The sequence below is a fragment of the Cellulomonas persica genome (assembly GCF_007989825.1).
Lineage (GTDB): Bacteria > Actinomycetota > Actinomycetes > Actinomycetales > Cellulomonadaceae > Cellulomonas > Cellulomonas persica.
The window spans coordinates 63,263-81,117 of sequence record NZ_BJUA01000011.1 but is presented as its reverse complement, the minus strand read 5'-3'; the positions used below and the strand labels follow the sequence as shown (position 1 = coordinate 81,117).

Here is a 17,855-nt window from a genome sequence, read left to right as displayed (position 1 = left end):
AGGACGAGGGCTTCATCGCGCCGGTCCCGATGGAGGAGGACCCGTCCGAGCTGTTCGCCGGCGACTCCGGGACGCTCGACGCGGACGTGCGGCGCGTGCTCGTGCGCCTGCTGCAGCGCCGCTTCCTCGTCGCGGACAAGAACCGCGCGCAGTGGCGCACGTTGCTGGAGAACCAGCAGGTCATCGAGTCGCGCCTGCACGACCTGTTCGTCCATCTCGTCGTCGACCACGACCGCGGCGTGGCGTACAAGAAGCAGGTGCGCTCGGCCGAGCTCGACGTGCCCGTGCTGCTGCGCGACGACGCGTACTCGCGCGCCGAGACGCTCGTGCTGGTGCACCTGAGGACCGTGTTCCAGCGTGAGCAGAGCGCAGGTGAGGTCTCCGTGCGCGTCGACGTCGAGGAGCTCGAGCAGACCGCGCTGACGTACTTCGACCCCGACGACACGAACGTCGCCGCGCACCAGCGCGAGATCCGGGCCGCGATCGCGCGCCTGGAGCGCGAGGGCCTGATCGAGGAGGAGTCGCAGGGCCGGTTCCGGGTCACGCCGCTCGTCGAGATCGTCCTGAGCAACTCCCGGCTCGCCGAGCTGCGCGAGTGGCTGCGCCAGCAGGGCACCCAGGAGGTCGCACGATGACGATGGTCGACACGCTGTTCGGCCTGATCCCCGCCGCCTCGACCGGGCAGCAGTGGGTCGCGCGCGACCTGCAGCTCGTGAACTGGGGCGGCTACGACGGGCACCACCGGGTGCGCCTGGCCTCGACGGCGACGCTGCTGTCGGGTGGGTCGGGCTCGGGCAAGTCCACGCTCATGGACGCCTACATCGCGCTGCTCATGCCGCACACGACGCCGTTCAACGGTGCCTCGAACGGAGGCGTCGTCGGGCGCCCCCGCGGCAAGGACCAGCGCAACATCCTGTCCTACGCGCGCGGCAAGCTCGACGAGTCGCGCACGCAGGACGGCACGCGTCAGCGCGTGCTGCGCGGCGACGGCCGGGACACGTGGTCGGCGATCGCGATGACCTGGACGGACCAGTCCGGCACCGAGCTGACCGCGGTGCGCGCCTGGTACGTGCCGTCCGCGGCGCGCACGCTCGAGGACGTCGTCGCGCTGCGGGCGACGTGCGACGGCGAGCTCGACCTGCGCGAGCTCGAGACGGCTGCCGGCCAGCGCTTCAGCAGGCCCGCCGTCACCGACGCGGGCCTGACGGCGTTCGACACCGACCGCGAGTTCACCGCACGCCTGCACTCGTCGCTCGGCATCGGCGCGGCGGGCGACGGCAACAAGGCCGTCGCGCTGCTGGGCCGCATCCAGGCCGGTCAGCAGATCACGACCGTCGACGCGCTCTACAAGGCGATGGTGCTCGAGGAGCCCGACACGTTCGCGACAGCCGACGCGGTCGTCGAGCAGTTCGACAAGCTCACCGGCACGCGTGAGCAGATGATCACCGCCCGCCAGCAGGTCAAGGCGCTCGAGCCGATCCGCGCGTACCGGGCCGACATCGAGCAGGCCGCCACGCGCCTGCAGGTCATCGAGCAGCTCGGGACGTTCGACGACGCCACGTCGCCTGCGGCGCTGTGGAAGCACGAGCGTCGCCTCGACCTGCTGCGCGAGGCCGAGCAGGACCTGCAGCGTCGCCACCAGCAGGGCAACGCCCGGGCCGCCGAGACCGCCGCGCGCGTCGCGGCCGCGCGGGCCGAGCTCGACGGGGTCAAGGAGACGCTGTGGTCGTCCGGGGGCGACCGTCTGGCGACCGCGCAGCGCGAGCTCGCGGGCGTCGAGACCCGGCTGCAGGAGGTGCGCCGCGCGCGTGCCCGGTTCGACGACCTGCTGCGCGCCCTGCCCGGCACGTCGGTGACCACGCAGGCCGAGCACGCCGCGCTCGTCGCGCGGGCGCACGAGGTGCTGGGCGACGCCGACGCGAAGGCCGCCGCACGCCAGGCGCTCTTCGACGCGATGTCGGAGAAGAAGGAGGCCGCCGCGGACCTCGCCGACCTGACGGCGGAGCGCGCGGCCGTCGCGCGCCGTCAGGACAACATCCCCGGCGAGCTGCACCGTGCGCGCGCCGCGCTCGCGCAGGCCGCGGGCCTGACGCCCGACGAGCTGCCGTTCGTCGCCGAGCTGGTCGAGGTGCGCACCGAGCACGAGCCGTGGCGCGACGCGTTCAACCTCGCGCTCGGCGGGTTCGCCACGCGGCTGCTCATCGACGTCGCGCACCTCGGCGCGTTCCGCAAGGCGATCGACGCGGTCCCCACGTCCTCGCGCATCCGCTTCCAGGGTGTGCCCACCGGCGTGCGCGACGACGTCGCCCTCGACGCGCGCACGCTGCCGGGACGCCTCGACTTCCGCAGCAGCCCGTTCACCGGCTGGCTGCGCGGCGAGCTCGCGCGCGCGTTCGCGTACGTGTGCGTCGACACGCCCGGCGAGCTCTCGCAGCACGCCAAGGCGCTGACCCGCTCCGGGCAGGTCTCCGAGGGGACGAAGGGCGCGCACGGCGGGCAGGGCCGCGCGAACGTCCTCGGCTTCACCAACACCCGTCGCCTCGCGCACCTCGACGAGCAGATCGCCCGCGCGAACGAGCGGCTCGACCTCGTCGAGCAGCAGGTCCGCGACGCCGAGGCCCGGCTCGACCGGCACGACACCGAGCGCCGGGTCTACGAGGCGCTGACGGAGATCGGCTGGGACCAGGTCGACGTCGCGACCGTCGAGGCCGCCCAGGCCCGCTGGGAGCAGGTCATCACCGAGGTGACGTCCGGCAACCCGGAGATCACCCGCCTGCAGCGCCGCGCCGACGAGCTCGACACGACGATCCACGCGCTGACCGAGCAGCTCGGCGTGACCAAGGACGAGGCCCGCGCCGCCTCCGAGCTGTGGTCGTCGACCACCGACGAGGTCGACGCCGCGCAGCAGGCGCTCGACGAGGCGCGGTCCGCGGGCACGCGCGTGAGCCGCGACCAGCGCACCTACCTCGAGGGCCTGCTCGTCGGGACCGACCTGCCGGACGCCCGGACGACGAACGGCGCGGCCGACGCGCTGCGCGCGTTCGACGACGTGCTCGGCCGGGCCCACGCGCTCCTGCTCGCCGACCGCCAGGCGGCGCAGCAGATCATCGGCACCGCACGCGAGTCGCTGCGTCGCACGTTCGAGACGTTCGTCGAGCGCTGGCCCGACCCGAACCTCGGCTCCGACCCCGACGACTCGTACGCGGACTTCGAGCGCATCCTCACCGAGCTCGAGGCCAACGGGCTGCACGAGCTCGAGGCCGAGTGGCGCAAGAGCCTGCTGCGCCTGTCGGGCAACGACCTGACGGACCTGCACAGCGCGCTCGCGCGGTCCGTGCGCGAGATCAAGGAACGCATCCGGCCGGTCAACGACATCCTTGCGGACCTGCCGTTCGCCGACGACGACCACCGCCTGCGCATCGACGCACGGGACACGCAGTCGACCGTCGTCGCCCGGTTCCGCAAGGAGCTGCGCGACCTGCGCGAGGTCCTCGCGACCGAGGCGACCGACGCCGAGCGTGAGCGTCGCTACCTGCGCATGGCCAAGGTCATCGACCGGATCCGGCGGACCGCACCCGACTTCGCCGACCTCGTCGACGTGCGCCGGCACGTGCGCCTGTCCGCCGAGAAGGTCGACCTCGAGGGCAACCACGTCGCGCTGTACGACCACATCGGTGAGAAGTCCGGCGGTGAGTCGCAGGAGCTCGTCGCGTTCATCGTCGGCGCCGCGCTGCGCTACCAGCTGGGCGACGCGGGCGCCGAACGCCCCCGCTACGCGCCGGTGTTCCTCGACGAGGCGCTCATCAAGGCCGACGCGCGGTTCACGGGTCGCGCGATCGGCGCGTGGCGCGGCCTCGGCTTCCAGCTCGTCATCGGTGCGCCCAACGACAAGTTCAGCGCGCTCGAGCCGCACGTCGACCTCAAGTACGTGGTCCTCAAGGACGCGACGGGTCGCTCGCGCACCAAGCCCATCGCGGGCGTGGCGCCGGACGCCTCGTGACGGTCCGCCTGGTGGGAACCCGGGCGACGCGGGTGCGGGTCGCGCCGTAGGTTCGGACGCATGACCTTTCCCGTGCGCATCGGTGTCCAGCTCCAGCCGCAGCACGCCGACTACGGCCAGATCCGGGACGCCGTGCGGCGTGCCGAGGACCTGGGTGTCGACGTGATCTTCAACTGGGACCACTTCTTCCCGTTGTCCGGTGACCCCGACGGCAAGCACTTCGAGTGCTGGACGATGCTCGGCGCGTGGGCGGAGCAGACCGAGCGCGTGCAGATCGGCGCGCTCGTGACGTGCAACTCCTACCGCAACCCGGAGCTGCTCGCGGACATGGCCCGCACGGTCGACCACATCAGCGGCGGCCGCCTGATCCTGGGCATCGGTGCGGGCTGGTTCGAGAAGGACTACGACGAGTTCGGCTACGAGTTCGGCACCGCGGGCGGCCGGATCGCCGACCTCGCTGCGGCACTCCCCCGCATCAAGGCACGCTGGGCCGCGTCGAACCCCGTCCCGACGCGTGAGATCCCCGTGCTGATCGGCGGCGGAGGCGAGCGCAAGACGCTGCGCGTCGTCGCGGAGCACGCGGACGTGTGGCACTCGTTCGGGGACGCACCCACGCTCGCGCGCAAGAGCGCGATCCTCGACGAGCACGGCGAGGCGGTCGGGCGCGACACCGCGACGCTCGTCGAGCGCTCCGTCGCGGTCTCCGGGCCGCCGCAGGAGCAGGCCGCCGCCTACCTCGAGGCCGGGGCCACGCTGCTGACGGTCGGCGTGAGCGGGCCGGACTACGACCTGTCCCTCGTCGAGACGTGGGTCGCCTGGCGCGACGCCCAGGGCTGACCCGACCGCGGCCTCGCCCTCGCGACCTGCGGGAACGCACCCTCGCTCTGCGTCGTGGCGCGGTCGCACGTGGGTGAAGACTGCCGGCCTGCCGTATCTGCCCCGCACACCTGCGTTCCTCGTTCGCGTTGTCGCCGCGTGAGCGACGCTCCACAGCAGGACGCAGGGGGAGGTGCAAGGAAGATGACGATCGAGATCATGGACGTCGAGGAGATCACCGCTACGCGGATCCACCTCGACCCCGACGCCGGCGGCGCCTGAGCCCGCCCGTGAGCCGGCCCGGTCACCACGACCGGGCCGGCTCCTTCCGTCTGAGCCCGCTTCGTCTCCGAGGACCGTCCATGCTGCCCCGACTCAAGTCGCTCAACTGTCTCGCCGGCGACGGCGAGCTCGTCGTGAGCCTCGACCCGAAGGTCCGCACCCGGCTCGCGGACCCCGACGGCCAGGTGCTCGCGCTCCTCACGCTCCTGCGTGAGGGCGCCCGGGACACCGCCGCGCTCGCCGGCGCGATGCGCGAGCGCTGGCCGCGGACGACCGAGCAGGACGTCGCCGCCGTGCTCACCCAGCTCGACCGCCTCGGTTGGCTGGAGGACGCGTCCGCCCCGACGACGTTCGACACGCACGACCGCGAGCGCTACTTCAGCAACCTCGCGTTCTTCGACGCGTTCACCACGCTCTCGCTCCCCCGCGAGCTCCCGCAGACGCGCCTGCGCGCCGCGCACGTGCTCGTGCTGGGCGCGGGCGGCCTCGGGTCGGCCGTGCTGATGAACCTCGCCGGGCTCGGCGTCGGCGCGGTGACCGTCGTCGACCAGGACCGGGTTGAGCTGCGCAACTTCGCGCGCCAGTTCACGTACACCGAGGCGGAGGTCGGCGAGCCCAAGGCCGAGCGGGTCGCGCAGTGGCTGTCCGCGTTCGACCCGACGTTGCGCGTCGAGGCGTTCCGCCGTCGGGTCGAGTCGACCGACGACGTCGCGGCGCTGCTGCGAGGCTCGGCGTTGAGCGACCTGCCGGACCTCGTCGTCTCCGCGATCGACGAGCCCGACGAGGTCGACCGGTGGGTCAACGAGGCGTGCGTCGCCGCCGGCGTGCCGTTCATCCGCGGCGGCCTCGCCTACACCCAGGGCCTGTACTGGTCGGTGGACCCGGGACGCAGCGCCTGCCGGGAGTGCCTCGAACGGCACCGCGAGCGCCTGTCGACCCTCATCGACCGGGAGGTCGTGACCCGTCCGCGTGTGCTCGAGCAGGACCGGGTCAACCGCGCGATCGGGCCGGTGACGAGCGTCCTCGGCGGGCTCGTGTCGCTCGAGGCGATGCGGTTCCTCACCGGGCTGTCCGCGCCCGTCTCGCTCGGGCGCTACCAGCTCGTCGACTTCGCGGGCGACGGCCGGACGACGACCGACGCCTGGCCCGCCGATCCCGACTGCCCGGTGTGCGCGACGGCTCCAGCCCGGCGCGCGCACGCGGACCGCTCGGACACGACCGCGGCCTGATGACCACGGTCCCCGCCGAGGCTCCCCCGGCCCCGCAGGTGCTGCCGAGCTCGGTGCTCCGGCTGCATGCGCTGACGCGCACCACCCAGGGTGACCGCGTGGTCGTCGGCCGTGCCGACACGGGCCGGTTCGTCGCGATCCCCGCCGTCGGGTTGCGCGCGCTGGACCTGCTCGACGAGGGACGCTCGGTCGCCGAGGTCGAGCGGGAGGTGACGCCCGACGACGCGCCGGAGCCCGTCGACGTCCTCGCGTTCGCTCGCAGCCTCGTCGCGCTCGGCTTCGTCGCGGAGGTCGACGACGCCCGCTCGGACGGCGCCTCCGCCGAGGCGGGCCCGGCCCGCGGGTTCGTCGTCGCCCCGCGTGCCCGCGCCCGGTGGCTCTTCTCGCGTGCCGGCGCCGTGCTCGCGGCGCTGTGCGGCGTCGCGGTCGTCGCGATGCTCGTCGCCGTGCCCTCCGTGCGGCCGCACGCCCTCGACGTGTTCTTCCTCGACTCACCGGCCCGCAGCCTCGCGGTCGTGACCGTGGTGACCTACGTGCTCGCGGGGCTGCACGAGCTCGCGCACGTCATGGCGGCTGCCGCGCTCGGCGTCCCGGCGCGCCTGCGCATCACGCGTCGGCTGTACTTCCTGACCTTCGAGACCAACCTGACGGGTCTGTGGGCGCTGCCGCCGCGCCGTCGCGTCGGGCCGCTCCTGGCCGGCATGGCGTTCGACGTGGTCGTCCTCGCGGCAGCTCTCGCGCTGCGGGCCGCCGGGATCGGTCCGGACCGCCTGCTGGCCGCGGTCGCGCTCGTCGAGCTGTCCGCGATCGTCGTGCAGTTCTTCGTGTTCCTGCGCAGCGACGTGTACGCGGTGATGACCGCGCTGCTCGGCTGCACGCACCTGCAGCGCACGACGCGCCTGCTGCTGCGCCGGGCCGTGCGCCGCCTGACGCCCGACGAGCGTGCGACGCTCGCCGCGACCCCGCCACGCGACCTCGCGGTGGCCCGCTGGTACCGCTTCGTCCACGTGGCGGGGATGGTGCTGGCGACGTGGTTCTTCGTCGTGCTGTTCGTGCCGTCGACGTGGCACCTGCTCACCTGGATGCGTGACTCGCTGGTGTCCGCCGGGCCCACCAGCGGTGCGTTCTGGGAGGCGCTCGTCCTCGGGGTCCTGCTGCTGTCGCCGCGCGTGCTGACGGCGGTCGTGGCCGTCCGCGACCTCGTCGCCCGCCGCGGCGCCGCAGACACACGCCCGTCCCGCCCGCCCGTGGGCCGCAGCGCCTAGAGTCACGTGCTCGTGAGCATCGACCCCAGCACGCCGCGCGTCGGCATCGTCGTCACCGACTCCTACCCGCTCGAGGACCTGGACCACGACACGGCCCCGCTGGTCGACGCGCTGCGGGCACGCGGCGTCGACGCGCGCGCCGCCGTGTGGCACGACGAGTCCCTCGACTGGGCCCGGTTCGACCTGCTCGTCCTGCGCAGCCCGTGGGACTACCCCGAGCGCGTCGAGGAGTTCATGGCGTGGCTCGAGCGGGCCGAGGCCGCGACGCGCGTGCTCAACGAGCCGGCGCTCGTGCGGTGGAACCTCGACAAGCGCTACCTCGCGCAGCTCGAGCGCGAGGGCGTCGCGGTGGTGCCGACGACGTACCGCACGGTCGTCGACGACGTCGCGGCCGAGCTGCGTGCGTTCGCCGACGCGCACGTCGTGCTCAAGCCGGCCGTCTCCGCGGGTGCGCGGGACACCGGGCTGTTCCGGGCCGACGACCCCGCGGCGCTCGAGCTGGCCGCACGGATCGTCGACGCCGGCGGCACGGTCATGGTCCAGCCCGAGATCCCCGAGCTGTCCGCCGGGCGCGAGAAGGCGCTCTACGTGATCGACGGCGAGCTCACGCACGCGATCGCCAAGGGTGCGCTGCTCGCGCCGGGCGGGGGGCTGCTCGGCGGGACGTACGAGGAGCACCCCGAGCTGGTCGCGGTGACGGACGACGAGGAGGCGTTCGCGCACGCGGTCGTCGCCGCCGTCGGCCGCGCGACCGGGCTCGAGGCACCGCTGTACGCGCGCGTCGACGTGGTCGACTCGGCCGCGTACGGGCTCGTGCTGCTCGAGGCCGAGCTGTTCGAGCCCGCGCTCAACCTGCACGTCGCGCCGCACGTCACCCACCTGGTGGCCGCTGCCGTCGCCCGTCGCCTCGAGGTGGCCGCGACGCGCGTCGGCTGATCACGCCGCCGCGTCCACCCCGGGCGAGATGAAGAAGTTGTCGCGGAACAGACCCGACGGGTCGTAGCGACGCTTGACCTCGCGCAGCCGCGCGAGGTGCGCCGGCGGGAACGCGCGCGCGACGACGTCCGGTCCTTCGGCGGACTCGAAGCTGAGGTACATGCCCTCGAAGTGCGGCTCGAGCCGTCGCCACCACGTGTCGAAGCCCGAGGCGGTCGTGCCGAACGCCGCGACGCTGAACCCGGCGTCGCGCCATCCGTAGGCGGTCGCGTCGCTCGCGACGTCGGCGACCGCGCCGCCCACCGCACGGATCTGGAAGAAGTACGACGCCCCGGCGTCCAGCAGCGCCGCGGTCTGCTCGGCGAGCTCGGGCGTCAGGTACCGCGCGAGGCCCGAGTGCGACAGCGGCTCGCCCTGCCCGCGCTGCGGCCCCTCCTGGTGGAACGCGCCCATGATCTCGTCGTACCGCGCGAGCACGACCGACTGGTCGAGCAGCGGTGCGACCTGCGCGACGCCGCCCAGCCGCTCGACGATCGTGTCCGGGTCGTCGGAGTCGACGACGAGCATCGCCTGCGCGTAGCGCGGGGCTCCCGCCCGGGCCGCGCCCAGGATCAGCGTGCCCGTCACAGACCGGTGCGCGGACTCGATCGCGCTCCCCCAGCGCACCAGCAGGTCCGGCAGGTCGCTCGCGTCGAGCACGAGCTGGGCGAAGCCGACCTGACCCACGCGCGACGCCTCGATCTCGAACGACACCGCGACCCCGAAGTTCGCACCGGCCCCGCGCATCCCCCAGAACAGGTCCGGGTGCTCGGTGGCGGACGCGCGCACGAGCGAGCCGTCCGCGAGGGCGACGTCGACGCAGCGGACATGGTCGATCGTCAGCCCGTGCTCGCGCGCGAACCAGCCGATGCCGCCCGCCGTCGCCAGTCCGCCGACGCCGACGCCGCCGTAGTCACCGCTCGAGATCGCCAGCCCGTGCGGCGCGAGCGTGCGCGCGACGTCGATCCAGCGCGCCCCCGGCCCGAGTCGCACGAGCCCGCTGTCCTCGTCGAGCAGCGTCACCTCGTTCAGCGCGCTCACGTCGACGACGAGCCCGCCGTGGTTGACCGAGCGCCCCGAGATCCCGTGCCCCGCGCTGAGCAGCCCCAACGGCACGTCCCGGTGCGCACCGGCGAACACGACCGCGTCCTGGACCTGCTCGACGGTCTGCGGGCGCAGCACCAGGCCGGGCGCGCCGCCGCGCAGGTACGACGAGGTGTAGCGGCCGTAGCCGCGGTCGCCGGGCTCGACGGCCGTCTCGACGAGCGACGCGGGCACGTCGTCGTACGCGATACCCGGCATCCGGCGCGCGAGGGCGACCTGGTTGCGGATGCGGCCGACGGCCGCGGTCCCGCGCGCCGCCCGCTCGGCCTCGACCTGCTGGCGCACCGCGGGGATCACGTCGCGGGCCATGTGCTCGAGCGTGCGCGGGTCGTCGGCGGCGACGATGAACACGCTCACGCCGTCCTCGAGCGCGAGTCGGACGATCTCGTCGACGCCGAGCGCGCCGATGTTGAGCAGCCGCGTGATCTCGCGCGGGTCGCGGCCCGCGGCCTGCGCGGCCTCGTCGATGGTCGTCATGCCGCGCTGCAGGTCACCGGGCTGCAGGTAGCTCATCGACGGCAGCCACCCGTCGCCCGCACGGCCGATGAGGCGCAGCATGCGCGGCTTGAGCGCACCGATCCAGATCGGGATCTCGTGCGCGGGTGCAGGCCCGCGCTTGGCGCCCGTGACGTGGTGGTGCTCGCCTCCCGCGCGCAGCGGCCCGCGCGTGTCCGCGTCCCAGATCCCGCGGATCACCTCGACCGCCTGCTCGAGCGCGTCGACTGCCTGCCCCGGCGTCAGCCGGTCCCCGCCCATCGCCTCGATCGCGTCCCAGAAGCCGCCCGCGCCGATCCCGAGGTTCACGCGCCCGCCCGAGAGCAGGTCCAGGCTCGCCGCCGAGCGCGCGAGCACCGCGGGCTGCCGGAGCGGCAGGTTGAGGACGTTGCCCGCGAGCTGGATCCGCTCGGTGCGCGCGGCCACCCACGTCAGCAGGGTCCACGTGTCGTGGAACGCCGGCTGGTACGGGTGGTCCTGGAACGTGACGAGGTCGTAGCCGAGCTCCTCGCTCAGCTGTGCCAGCCGCACGGGCTGGTCCGCCGGTGCGTTGACCGGGGTGATGAAGGTGCCGAAGCGCAGGGGGTGGCCGTAGTCGGGCATGCCCTCAGCATGAGCGGCCGGTTCACCGCTGCGCAAACGGTGGTGAGCGGCTTACTCTAGGTAAGTGAGCACGCCGACGCCCTCCACCGCCGCCCCCCGGCCCTCCACCGGCGCCCGCAAGGCGCTGCTGCCGATCGACGACGACGCGTGCCGCAGCGCGTCGCACGTCCTTGAGCTCGTCGGCCGGCGCTGGAGCAGCAGCATCCTGTTCGCCGTCGGGCGCGGCGCACACCGCTTCACGCAGATCCAGACCTCCGTCATCGGCCTCTCGGACCGCATGCTCTCGGTGCGCCTCAAGGAGCTCGAACGCGCCGACCTGGTCGCCCGCCTCGTCGAGCCGACCACCCCCGTGAGCGTCCGCTACGAGCTCACCCCCCGCGGTCGCGACCTCATCGAGGCGATGCAACCCCTCGTCCGCTACGGCCACCGCTGGGAGTCCGACCACTGACGGCGGCTCTCCTGCGCGCAGCTATCCCCACGACGCCAGCTCTCGGACGCGCGTGATCGTGTCGGCCTCGTCGGCCGACTTGTCGTCGCGGTAGCGCAGGACGCGTGCGAAGCGCAGGGCCAGGCCGCCCGGGTAGCGGGTCGAACGCTGCACGCCGTCGAAGGCGATCTCCACGACCTGCTCCGGGCGAACCGTGACGGTCCAGCCGTCGTCGGCCACCTCCAGCTCACGGAACCGCCGCGTCTGCCACGTGAGCATCGCGTCGGTCATGCCCTTGAAGGTCTTGCCGAGCATGACGAAGCCGCCTGCGCCGTCCCGGGCACCCAGGTGGATGTTGGAGAGCAGACCCTGCCGGCGGCCCGAGCCGCGTTCGACCGCGAGGACGACGAGGTCGAGCGTGTGCCGGGGCTTGACCTTGACCCACGCCGCGCCGCGGCGCCCCGCCTCGTACGGCGACGCCGCCGCCTTGACGACGACCCCCTCGTGCCCGGCGGCCAGGATGGCGCGCGCGTGCGCCTGCGCGGTCTCGGGGTCGGACGTCACGACCCGGGCGACGCCGAGCTGCGGGTGCGCCGCGAGCAGACCGTCGAGTGCGGCCAGGCGATCGGTGAGCGGGCGGTCGAGCAGGTCGTCGCCGTCGAGGTGCAGGCAGTCGAAGAAGAACGGCTGCAGCCGCTGGGTCGCGGCGACCTCGACGTCCCCGCTCGCCGCGCGCGCGGCGGTGTCCTGGAACGGGACGGGACGGCCGTCCTCGCCGACGACGAGCGCCTCACCGTCGAGCACCAGCCGCTGGGCCGGGAGATCGCGCACGATCTCGACGATCTCCGGGACGCGCGTCGTGATGTCGTCGAGCGAACGCGTGAAGACCCCGACCGCGTCACCCGAGCGGTGCACCTGGATGCGGATGCCGTCGAGCTTGGCGTCGACGACCGCGTCGGTCCCCTGCTCGACGTCCGCGACGGTGGCGAGCGCGGTCGCGACGTCGGGCGCGGACTGCGCGAGCATGGGGCGCACGGCCCGGCCGACCTCGAGCGTGAAGGCCGCGAGCGCCGCCAGCGCCGCGTCCGGGTCGGGTGCGGCGAGGGCCGCCTGGGCGACCGGCTCGGTGGCGCCCGCGAGCATCGCCGCGCGCCGCACGGCCTCGGCAGGGACCCCTGACGCCTCGGCCACGGCGTCGAGCAGCAGGGCGTCCAGCGCACCCTGACGCAGCTCGCCTCCGACCAGCCGGACCAGGAACTGCTGCTCGGCCGCGGTGGCGGCACCGAACAGCGCTGCGACCTCGGCAGCGCGGGCGGTGCCCGATCCCGGCCCCGCGAGCGCGGCCATGCGCGCGAACGCCGCGTCGACGTCCCCGACCTGCAGGCTCGGCTCGGCCGCGGGCTCGGGCAGAGTCTGCAGCGACCGCCACCCCAGGCCCGTGCGGCGCTGCCGGAGCTCACCGGCCAGGTACCGCGCGACCACCGGCACGTCCTGCGGCGGCGTCCGGCGCAGCAGGTCGACCAGCAGCGCGCGCTTGGCCAGGCGCGATCGCGTCGCGGCGAGCGCAGTGGACGTCGCGGCCACGTCGGCGAGCAGCATGCGGGCATCGTGCACCCGGCCACCCACACCGGCCACCCGTCGCGTGATCCCCCGGCGGTGCGCTGCGGAACGCCGCGCGGGTCCGGCCGGCGGACGCCGGGACGTTCGTCGCTCGCGCGATCGTGGCCTCGAGGAGTCCACTGGGACCATGCGCGCACCCTCACCCCGCGCCGCGGGGCTCCTCGTCGCCGCCACGGCCGTCGCGCTGCTGCCCCTCGCCCGCACGTGGGGACTGCAGTGGGGCGCGAGCGAGGACGAGCTCGACGCACGCCTCGCGGGCGACGACATCATCACGGTGCCGGGGCTCGTCGCGACCCGCGGGATCACGATCCGCGCGTCCGCCGAGCAGGTCTGGCCCTGGCTCGTCCAGCTCGGCCAGGACCGCGGCGGCTTCTACTCCTACGACTGGCTCGAGAACCTCGTCGGGCTGCACATCCACTCCGCCTCCCGCATCGAGGACCGGTGGCAGGGGCTCGCGGAGGGCGACGAGATCCACCTCGCGCCGAGCGCCGCGCTCGCCGTGACGATCGTCGACCCGCCCCGCGCGCTCGTGCTGACCGCCCCGGACGCGAGCTTCAGCTGGGCGTTCACGCTGCACCCGGGCCGGGACCGCACGACGCGCCTCGTCGTGCGTGAGCGTTACGCGCGTCCCCGCGGGTGGGCCGTCCCGATCAACGAGGTCGTCGGCTCGGTGAGCACCGTGATGTCGCGGCGCATGCTCATCGGCATCCGCGACCGCGTGGAGGGCACGGTCCGCTGACGCGGGCAGGCAAAGGTTCGGCGCGTGTCAGTGGTCGGTGGGTTACTGGCGGTATGACCACTCTCCAGGGACGAGCCGCCACCGCGCTGCTCGTGATCGACATGCAGAACGGGGTCGCGAACGCGTTGCACGCTCGCGACCAGGTCGTCGCGACGATCGACGGGCTCGTGACCCGCGCTCGCGCACAGGGCACGCCGGTCGTGTGGGTGCGCCACCAGTCCGACGAGCTGCCCGAGGGCAGCGACACGTGGCAGCTGATCCCCGAGCTCAGGCCTGCAGCCGACGAGGCGATCGTGGACAAGCGCTACGGCGACTCCTTCGAGGACACCCCGCTCGAGTCCGAGCTCGCGTCGCGCGGCGTGGGTCGGCTCGTCGTCACGGGCGCTCAGACCGACGCGTGCGTGCGGGCGACCCTGCACGGCGGGTTCGTGCGCGGCTACGACGTGACGCTCGTGTCGGACGCGCACAGCACCGAGGACCTCACCGAGTGGGGCGCACCACCGCCCGAGCTGGTGGTCTCCCACGCCAACCTCTACTGGCAGTTCCAGGACGGGCCGGGACGGACAGCCACGGTCGAGTCCTCCGACGAGGTGGACCTGGCCGGCGTCTGAGCACGCGGCTCACTGGAAGTCGCGCGACGTCGAGCGGACCTTGAGCGACAGCGGGGCCAGGTGCTCCGCGACGAGGTTCGTCGCGCCGTCCTGCCGTTCCAACAGCCCGCGCACGACCATCGCGCGGCTCGTCCGCGCGGTGCGTCGGAACCGCTGCCACAGGCCCGCCGAGCACACGACGTTGAGCAGCCCGGTCTCGTCCTCGAGGGACAGGAACGTGACACCGCCCGCAGTGCCGGGACGCTGGCGGTGCGTGACCACGCCGGCGACGGCGACGCGTCGCCCGGTCTCGTGCCGGTAGGCCTGCTCGACACGGAGCACCCCGGCGTCGTCGAGCCCGTCACGCACGAACTGGGTCGGGTAGGAGTCGACCGAGACGCCCGTCGCCCACACGTCCGCGGTCGCGGTCTCGACCGGGCTGAGCCCGGGCAGCGTCGGGGCGCTCACGCCGACGCTCACGCCGGGCAGGGTCTGCGGGCTCTCCTGCGCGAGCGCGCCCGCCGCCCACAACGCCTCCCGCCGCGTCACGCCGAGCCCGTCGAGCGCGCCCGCGGTCGCGAGGGCCTCGAGCTGGGTGGTCGTGAGCCGCACGCGGCGCACGAGATCGCGCTGGTCGACGAACGGCCCGTGCGCCTCACGCTCGTCGACGATCTGCTCCGCGAGCGCGGTCCCGATGCCGCGCACCGCGGCGAGCCCGATCCGCACGGCGAGCGACCGCGCCGGCTGCTGCACCCGGTCGCGCGCCTGCACCACGTCGCCCACCGCGGCGGCCTGCGCGGAGGTGCCGGTGCGGACACCGGGCTGCGGCGTCGGTCCCGTGCCGCTGGGACGTGGGACGAGTCGCGGCTCTCCGCCGGGCGGCGTCGGCCCGACGCGCTCGACGCAGGCCAGAGCACGTGACCGTTGCACGTCCGGCCGCAGCACCTCGATCCCGTGCCGACGCGCGTCGGCCGCCAGGCTCTGCGGTGAGTAGAACCCCATGGGCTGCGCGGCGAGGAGACCCGCGTAGAACGCCGCGGGGTGGTGCACCTTGAGCCACGCGCTCGCGTACACGAGGAACGCGAACGAGTACGCGTGCGACTCGGGGAACCCGAAGTCCGCGAACGCCTTGAGCTTGTCGAAGATCTGCTCACCGGTCTCACGTGAGATGCCGTGCGACGCCATGCCGCTCATGAGGCGCTCCTTGAGCGCGAGCATCCGCTCGGTCGAACGCTTGGAGCCCATCGCGCGGCGGAGCTGGTCGGCCTCGGCGGGCGTGAAGTCAGCGACGTCGATCGCCATCTGCATGAGCTGTTCCTGGAACAGCGGCACGCCGAGCGTCTTGCTCAGCGACGGTTCGAGCAGCGGGTGCAGGTAGGTCACCTTCTGGCGGCCGCGGGCGCGCTCGATGTAGGGGTGCACGGAGTTGCCCTGGATCGGGCCCGGCCGGATGAGGGCGACCTCGATGACGATGTCGTAGAACTTCTTGGGCTGCAGGCGCGGCAGCGTGCCCATCTGCGCGCGCGACTCGACCTGGAACACCCCGACGGTGTCCGCGGCGCTCAGCAGCTCGTAGACCAGCGGGTCGTCCTGCGGCAGCGCGTGCAGGTCCAGGTCCGGACCGCCGTGCTCGCGCACGGAGTCGAACGCGATCCGCAGCGCGGTGAGCATCCCCAGGCCCAGCAGGTCGAACTTGACCAGCCCCGCGTCCGCGCAGTCCTCCTTGTCCCACTGCAGCACCGTGCGGCCGGGCATGCGCGCCCACTCGACGGGGCAGACCTCGATCACCGGGCGGTCGCACATGACCATGCCGCCCGAGTGGATCCCCAGGTGCCGGGGCAGGCGCAGGAACCGCTCCGCGAGGTCGATCACGTGCTCGGGGATCTCGCCCTCGGCCTCGGCGGACGGCGGCAGCCTCGTCGGGACCACGTCGTGCCCGTCGGCCGTGGCCAGGCCGGGGATCTCGTCACCCTTGCGTCCTCGCGCCGGTGCCGACGACGAGCGCGGGGTGCCCGGCGTGCCCGGCGTGCCCGAGACCCACTGTGCACCGCGCGCCTGCGCACGCAGCTGCCGGCCGGTGACGACCGGTGGCGGCCCCGCGTGCCCGGTGTGCGGACGCGCGTCGCGCACGGCGGCGGTCGTCGGGCTCGTCGGGTCGTGCTCCACCGACGGCGCGGTGCGCAGGCTCCCCCATCGCTCGACGGACTTCGCCCACGCGTCCTGCTGGCCCGCGTCGTACCCCAGCGCACGGGCCGCGTCACGCACCGCGGAGCGCGGCCGGTAGGAGATCACGTTCGCCACCTGCGCGGCGTGCTCACGCCCGTGCTTGGCGTAGACGTGCTGGATGACCTCCTCGCGCCGCGCCGACTCGATGTCGACGTCGATGTCGGGCGGCCCGTCGCGCTCGGGCGCCAGGAAGCGCTCGAACAGCAGGCCGTGGTGCACCGCGTCCACGGCGGTCACACGCAGCGCGTAGCAGACCGCGGAGTTCGCGGCCGAACCGCGGCCCTGCGCCATGATCCCGTTGTCGCGGCAGAACGTGACCAGGTCGTAGACCACCAGGAAGTAGCCCGGGAAGCCGAGCTCCTCGATGACGCGCAGCTCGTGCTCGAGCTGCGCGTACGCCCCCGGCACGCGCTCGTGCTCGGGCGGGCCGTACAGCTCGAGCGCACCCTGCCGGACCAGCTCGCGCAGCCACGTGGCCTCGGTGTGCCCGGGCGGCACCGGGTACGGCGGCAACGACGGCGCGACGAGCGCGAGGTCGAACGCGCACTGCGCCGCGAGGTCCGCGGCGGTGCTCACCGCGTCCGGGTAGCGCCGGTGCAGGCGCAGCATCTCGGCGGCCGAGCGCAGGTGCGCGCCGGGACCCGCGGGCAGCCAGCCGTCGAGGTCCTGCAACGACGAGCGTGCGCGCACCGCGGCGAGCGCGGCCGCCAGGTCGGCGTCGCGCGGGGTCGCCTGGTGCGCGGCGGTGGTCGCCACCAGCGGCAGCCCCGCGTCGCGCGCGAGCGTGGCCAACGCGTCCGCGCGCTCGTCGTCGTACGCGTCCCCCGCTGCCGTCAGCTCGACGGCGACGTTGTCCCGTCCGAACAGGGCGACGAGCCTGTCGAGCTCACGCGCCGCCGCCGCCATGCCACCGGGCGCGACCGGGACGACGCCCGACGGGTCCCCGCCCGCGAGCGCACGACGCACGGCGCCCTTGCGGCAGCCCGTCAGCACGAGCCACTGCCCCGCCGCGGCCTCGGCCAGCGCCTCGAGGTGGTACTCGGCCGCACCCTTGCGCCCGGTGTCCAGGTGCCCCTGCGCGATGGCACGGGACAGCGCCCGGTAGCCGTCCGGCCCGCGCGCGAGCACCAGCAGGTGCGACGAGCGCGGGTCCGGGACACCGGTCGGCTCGTCGAGCACGGGAGGTCCCGGCTGCGGCGCGGGCTCGCGGCCGTGCCGACGCGCGTCGGGTGCCGGCAGGTGCAGCTCGGCGCCGAACACCGTGGCGACACCGACGCGGCGCGCGGCCTCGGAGAACCGCACGACCCCGTACAGCCCGTCGTGGTCGGTGAGCGCGAGCGCGGTCAGCCCCAGACGCGCGGCCTCGGCCGCGAGCTCCTCGGGCTGGCTGGCGCCGTCGAGGAAGCTGAACGCCGAGTGCGCATGCAGCTCGGCGTACCGCGGCACGCGCGGCCCGGCGCTCCGAGATGCGCGGGACCCGGGTG

The 17,855-nt window shown here is 74.0% G+C and carries 13 protein-coding genes; 10 read left to right on the top strand and 3 right to left on the bottom strand.

What is annotated here, in order from left to right; translation table 11 throughout:
* Nucleotides 1–29 precede the first annotated feature (29 nt).
* From CPE01_RS12000 to CPE01_RS11975, 7 genes are all read left to right on the top strand, one after another.
* On the top strand, nt 30–635 hold the full coding sequence (locus CPE01_RS12000) for a DUF4194 domain-containing protein (RefSeq protein WP_222592915.1): 606 nt from the start codon (nt 30–32) through the stop codon (nt 633–635).
* A complete protein-coding gene (locus CPE01_RS11995) occupies nt 632–4,000 on the top strand; it encodes an ATP-binding protein (protein WP_146807017.1) in 3,369 nt (1,122 codons plus the stop codon). Before CPE01_RS12000 ends, CPE01_RS11995 begins: the two co-directional genes overlap by 4 nt.
* 60 nt (nt 4,001–4,060) lie before the next feature.
* On the top strand, nt 4,061–4,837 hold the full coding sequence (locus CPE01_RS11990; RefSeq protein ID WP_146807015.1) for an LLM class F420-dependent oxidoreductase: 777 nt from the start codon (nt 4,061–4,063) through the stop codon (nt 4,835–4,837).
* Nucleotides 4,838–4,975: 138 nt separating this feature from the next.
* On the top strand, nt 4,976–5,098 hold the full coding sequence (locus CPE01_RS16915) for a hypothetical protein (RefSeq protein ID WP_281285118.1): 123 nt from the start codon (nt 4,976–4,978) through the stop codon (nt 5,096–5,098).
* Nucleotides 5,099–5,178: 80 nt separating this feature from the next.
* A complete protein-coding gene (locus CPE01_RS11985) occupies nt 5,179–6,327 on the top strand; it encodes a HesA/MoeB/ThiF family protein (protein ID WP_146807013.1) in 1,149 nt (382 codons plus the stop codon).
* Nucleotides 6,327–7,592: a hypothetical protein gene (locus CPE01_RS11980; RefSeq protein WP_146807011.1), complete on the top strand. Its 1,266-nt coding sequence runs from the start codon at nt 6,327–6,329 to the stop codon at nt 7,590–7,592. The genes CPE01_RS11985 and CPE01_RS11980 overlap by 1 nt, the downstream gene beginning before the upstream one ends.
* Before the next feature lie 12 nt (nt 7,593–7,604).
* Nucleotides 7,605–8,528: an ATP-grasp domain-containing protein gene (locus tag CPE01_RS11975; protein ID WP_371862003.1), complete on the top strand. Its 924-nt coding sequence runs from the start codon at nt 7,605–7,607 to the stop codon at nt 8,526–8,528.
* Here CPE01_RS11975 and CPE01_RS11970 read toward each other — a convergent pair whose 3' ends face one another.
* The gene (locus CPE01_RS11970; RefSeq protein ID WP_146807009.1) at nt 8,529–10,769 is read right to left on the bottom strand and encodes an LLM class flavin-dependent oxidoreductase; all 2,241 of its coding nucleotides are present in this window, start codon (nt 10,767–10,769) and stop codon (nt 8,529–8,531) included.
* A gap of 64 nt (nt 10,770–10,833) precedes the next feature.
* On the opposite strand from CPE01_RS11970, the gene CPE01_RS11965 reads away from it, so the two are divergent.
* Nucleotides 10,834–11,217: a winged helix-turn-helix transcriptional regulator gene (locus CPE01_RS11965; protein WP_246783904.1), complete on the top strand. Its 384-nt coding sequence runs from the start codon at nt 10,834–10,836 to the stop codon at nt 11,215–11,217.
* Nucleotides 11,218–11,238: 21 nt separating this feature from the next.
* Here the strand turns inward: CPE01_RS11965 and CPE01_RS11960 are convergent, their stop codons facing one another.
* A complete protein-coding gene (locus tag CPE01_RS11960) occupies nt 11,239–12,795 on the bottom strand; it encodes an ATP-dependent DNA ligase (protein ID WP_146807007.1) in 1,557 nt (518 codons plus the stop codon).
* Between the two features lie 148 nt (nt 12,796–12,943).
* Here CPE01_RS11960 and CPE01_RS11955 point away from each other — a divergent pair, with 148 nt between their 5' ends.
* Together CPE01_RS11955 and CPE01_RS11950 are read left to right on the top strand one after the other, a co-directional pair.
* Nucleotides 12,944–13,555 carry an SRPBCC family protein gene (locus CPE01_RS11955; protein ID WP_146807006.1) on the top strand — a complete coding sequence of 204 codons (612 nt, stop codon included), beginning with the start codon at nt 12,944–12,946 and terminating at the stop codon, nt 13,553–13,555.
* Nucleotides 13,556–13,608: 53 nt separating this feature from the next.
* Complete coding sequence (locus CPE01_RS11950) at nt 13,609–14,166, top strand: cysteine hydrolase family protein (protein WP_146807004.1); 558 nt, start codon at nt 13,609–13,611, stop codon at nt 14,164–14,166.
* Nucleotides 14,167–14,175: 9 nt separating this feature from the next.
* Here the strand turns inward: CPE01_RS11950 and dnaE are convergent, their stop codons facing one another.
* Nucleotides 14,176–17,817: a DNA polymerase III subunit alpha gene (gene dnaE, locus CPE01_RS11945; RefSeq protein ID WP_246783903.1), complete on the bottom strand. Its 3,642-nt coding sequence runs from the start codon at nt 17,815–17,817 to the stop codon at nt 14,176–14,178.
* Nucleotides 17,818–17,855: the final 38 nt, after the last annotated feature.

What these genes read in the sequence shown, in the direction of transcription:
- CPE01_RS11955 (WP_146807006.1), top strand. Translation starts at nt 12,944, where the DNA reads ATGCGCGCACCCTCACCCCGCGCCGCGGGGCTCCTCGTCGCCGCCACG.
- CPE01_RS11950 (WP_146807004.1), top strand. Translation starts at nt 13,609, where the DNA reads ATGACCACTCTCCAGGGACGAGCCGCCACCGCGCTGCTCGTGATCGAC.
- CPE01_RS12000 (WP_222592915.1), top strand. Translation starts at nt 30, where the DNA reads ATGGAGGAGGACCCGTCCGAGCTGTTCGCCGGCGACTCCGGGACGCTC.
- CPE01_RS11995 (WP_146807017.1), top strand. Translation starts at nt 632, where the DNA reads ATGACGATGGTCGACACGCTGTTCGGCCTGATCCCCGCCGCCTCGACC.
- CPE01_RS11960 (WP_146807007.1), bottom strand. Translation starts at nt 12,795, where the DNA reads ATGCTGCTCGCCGACGTGGCCGCGACGTCCACTGCGCTCGCCGCGACG.
- CPE01_RS11985 (WP_146807013.1), top strand. Translation starts at nt 5,179, where the DNA reads ATGCTGCCCCGACTCAAGTCGCTCAACTGTCTCGCCGGCGACGGCGAG.
- CPE01_RS11970 (WP_146807009.1), bottom strand. Translation starts at nt 10,769, where the DNA reads ATGCCCGACTACGGCCACCCCCTGCGCTTCGGCACCTTCATCACCCCG.
- CPE01_RS11990 (WP_146807015.1), top strand. Translation starts at nt 4,061, where the DNA reads ATGACCTTTCCCGTGCGCATCGGTGTCCAGCTCCAGCCGCAGCACGCC.
- CPE01_RS11980 (WP_146807011.1), top strand. Translation starts at nt 6,327, where the DNA reads ATGACCACGGTCCCCGCCGAGGCTCCCCCGGCCCCGCAGGTGCTGCCG.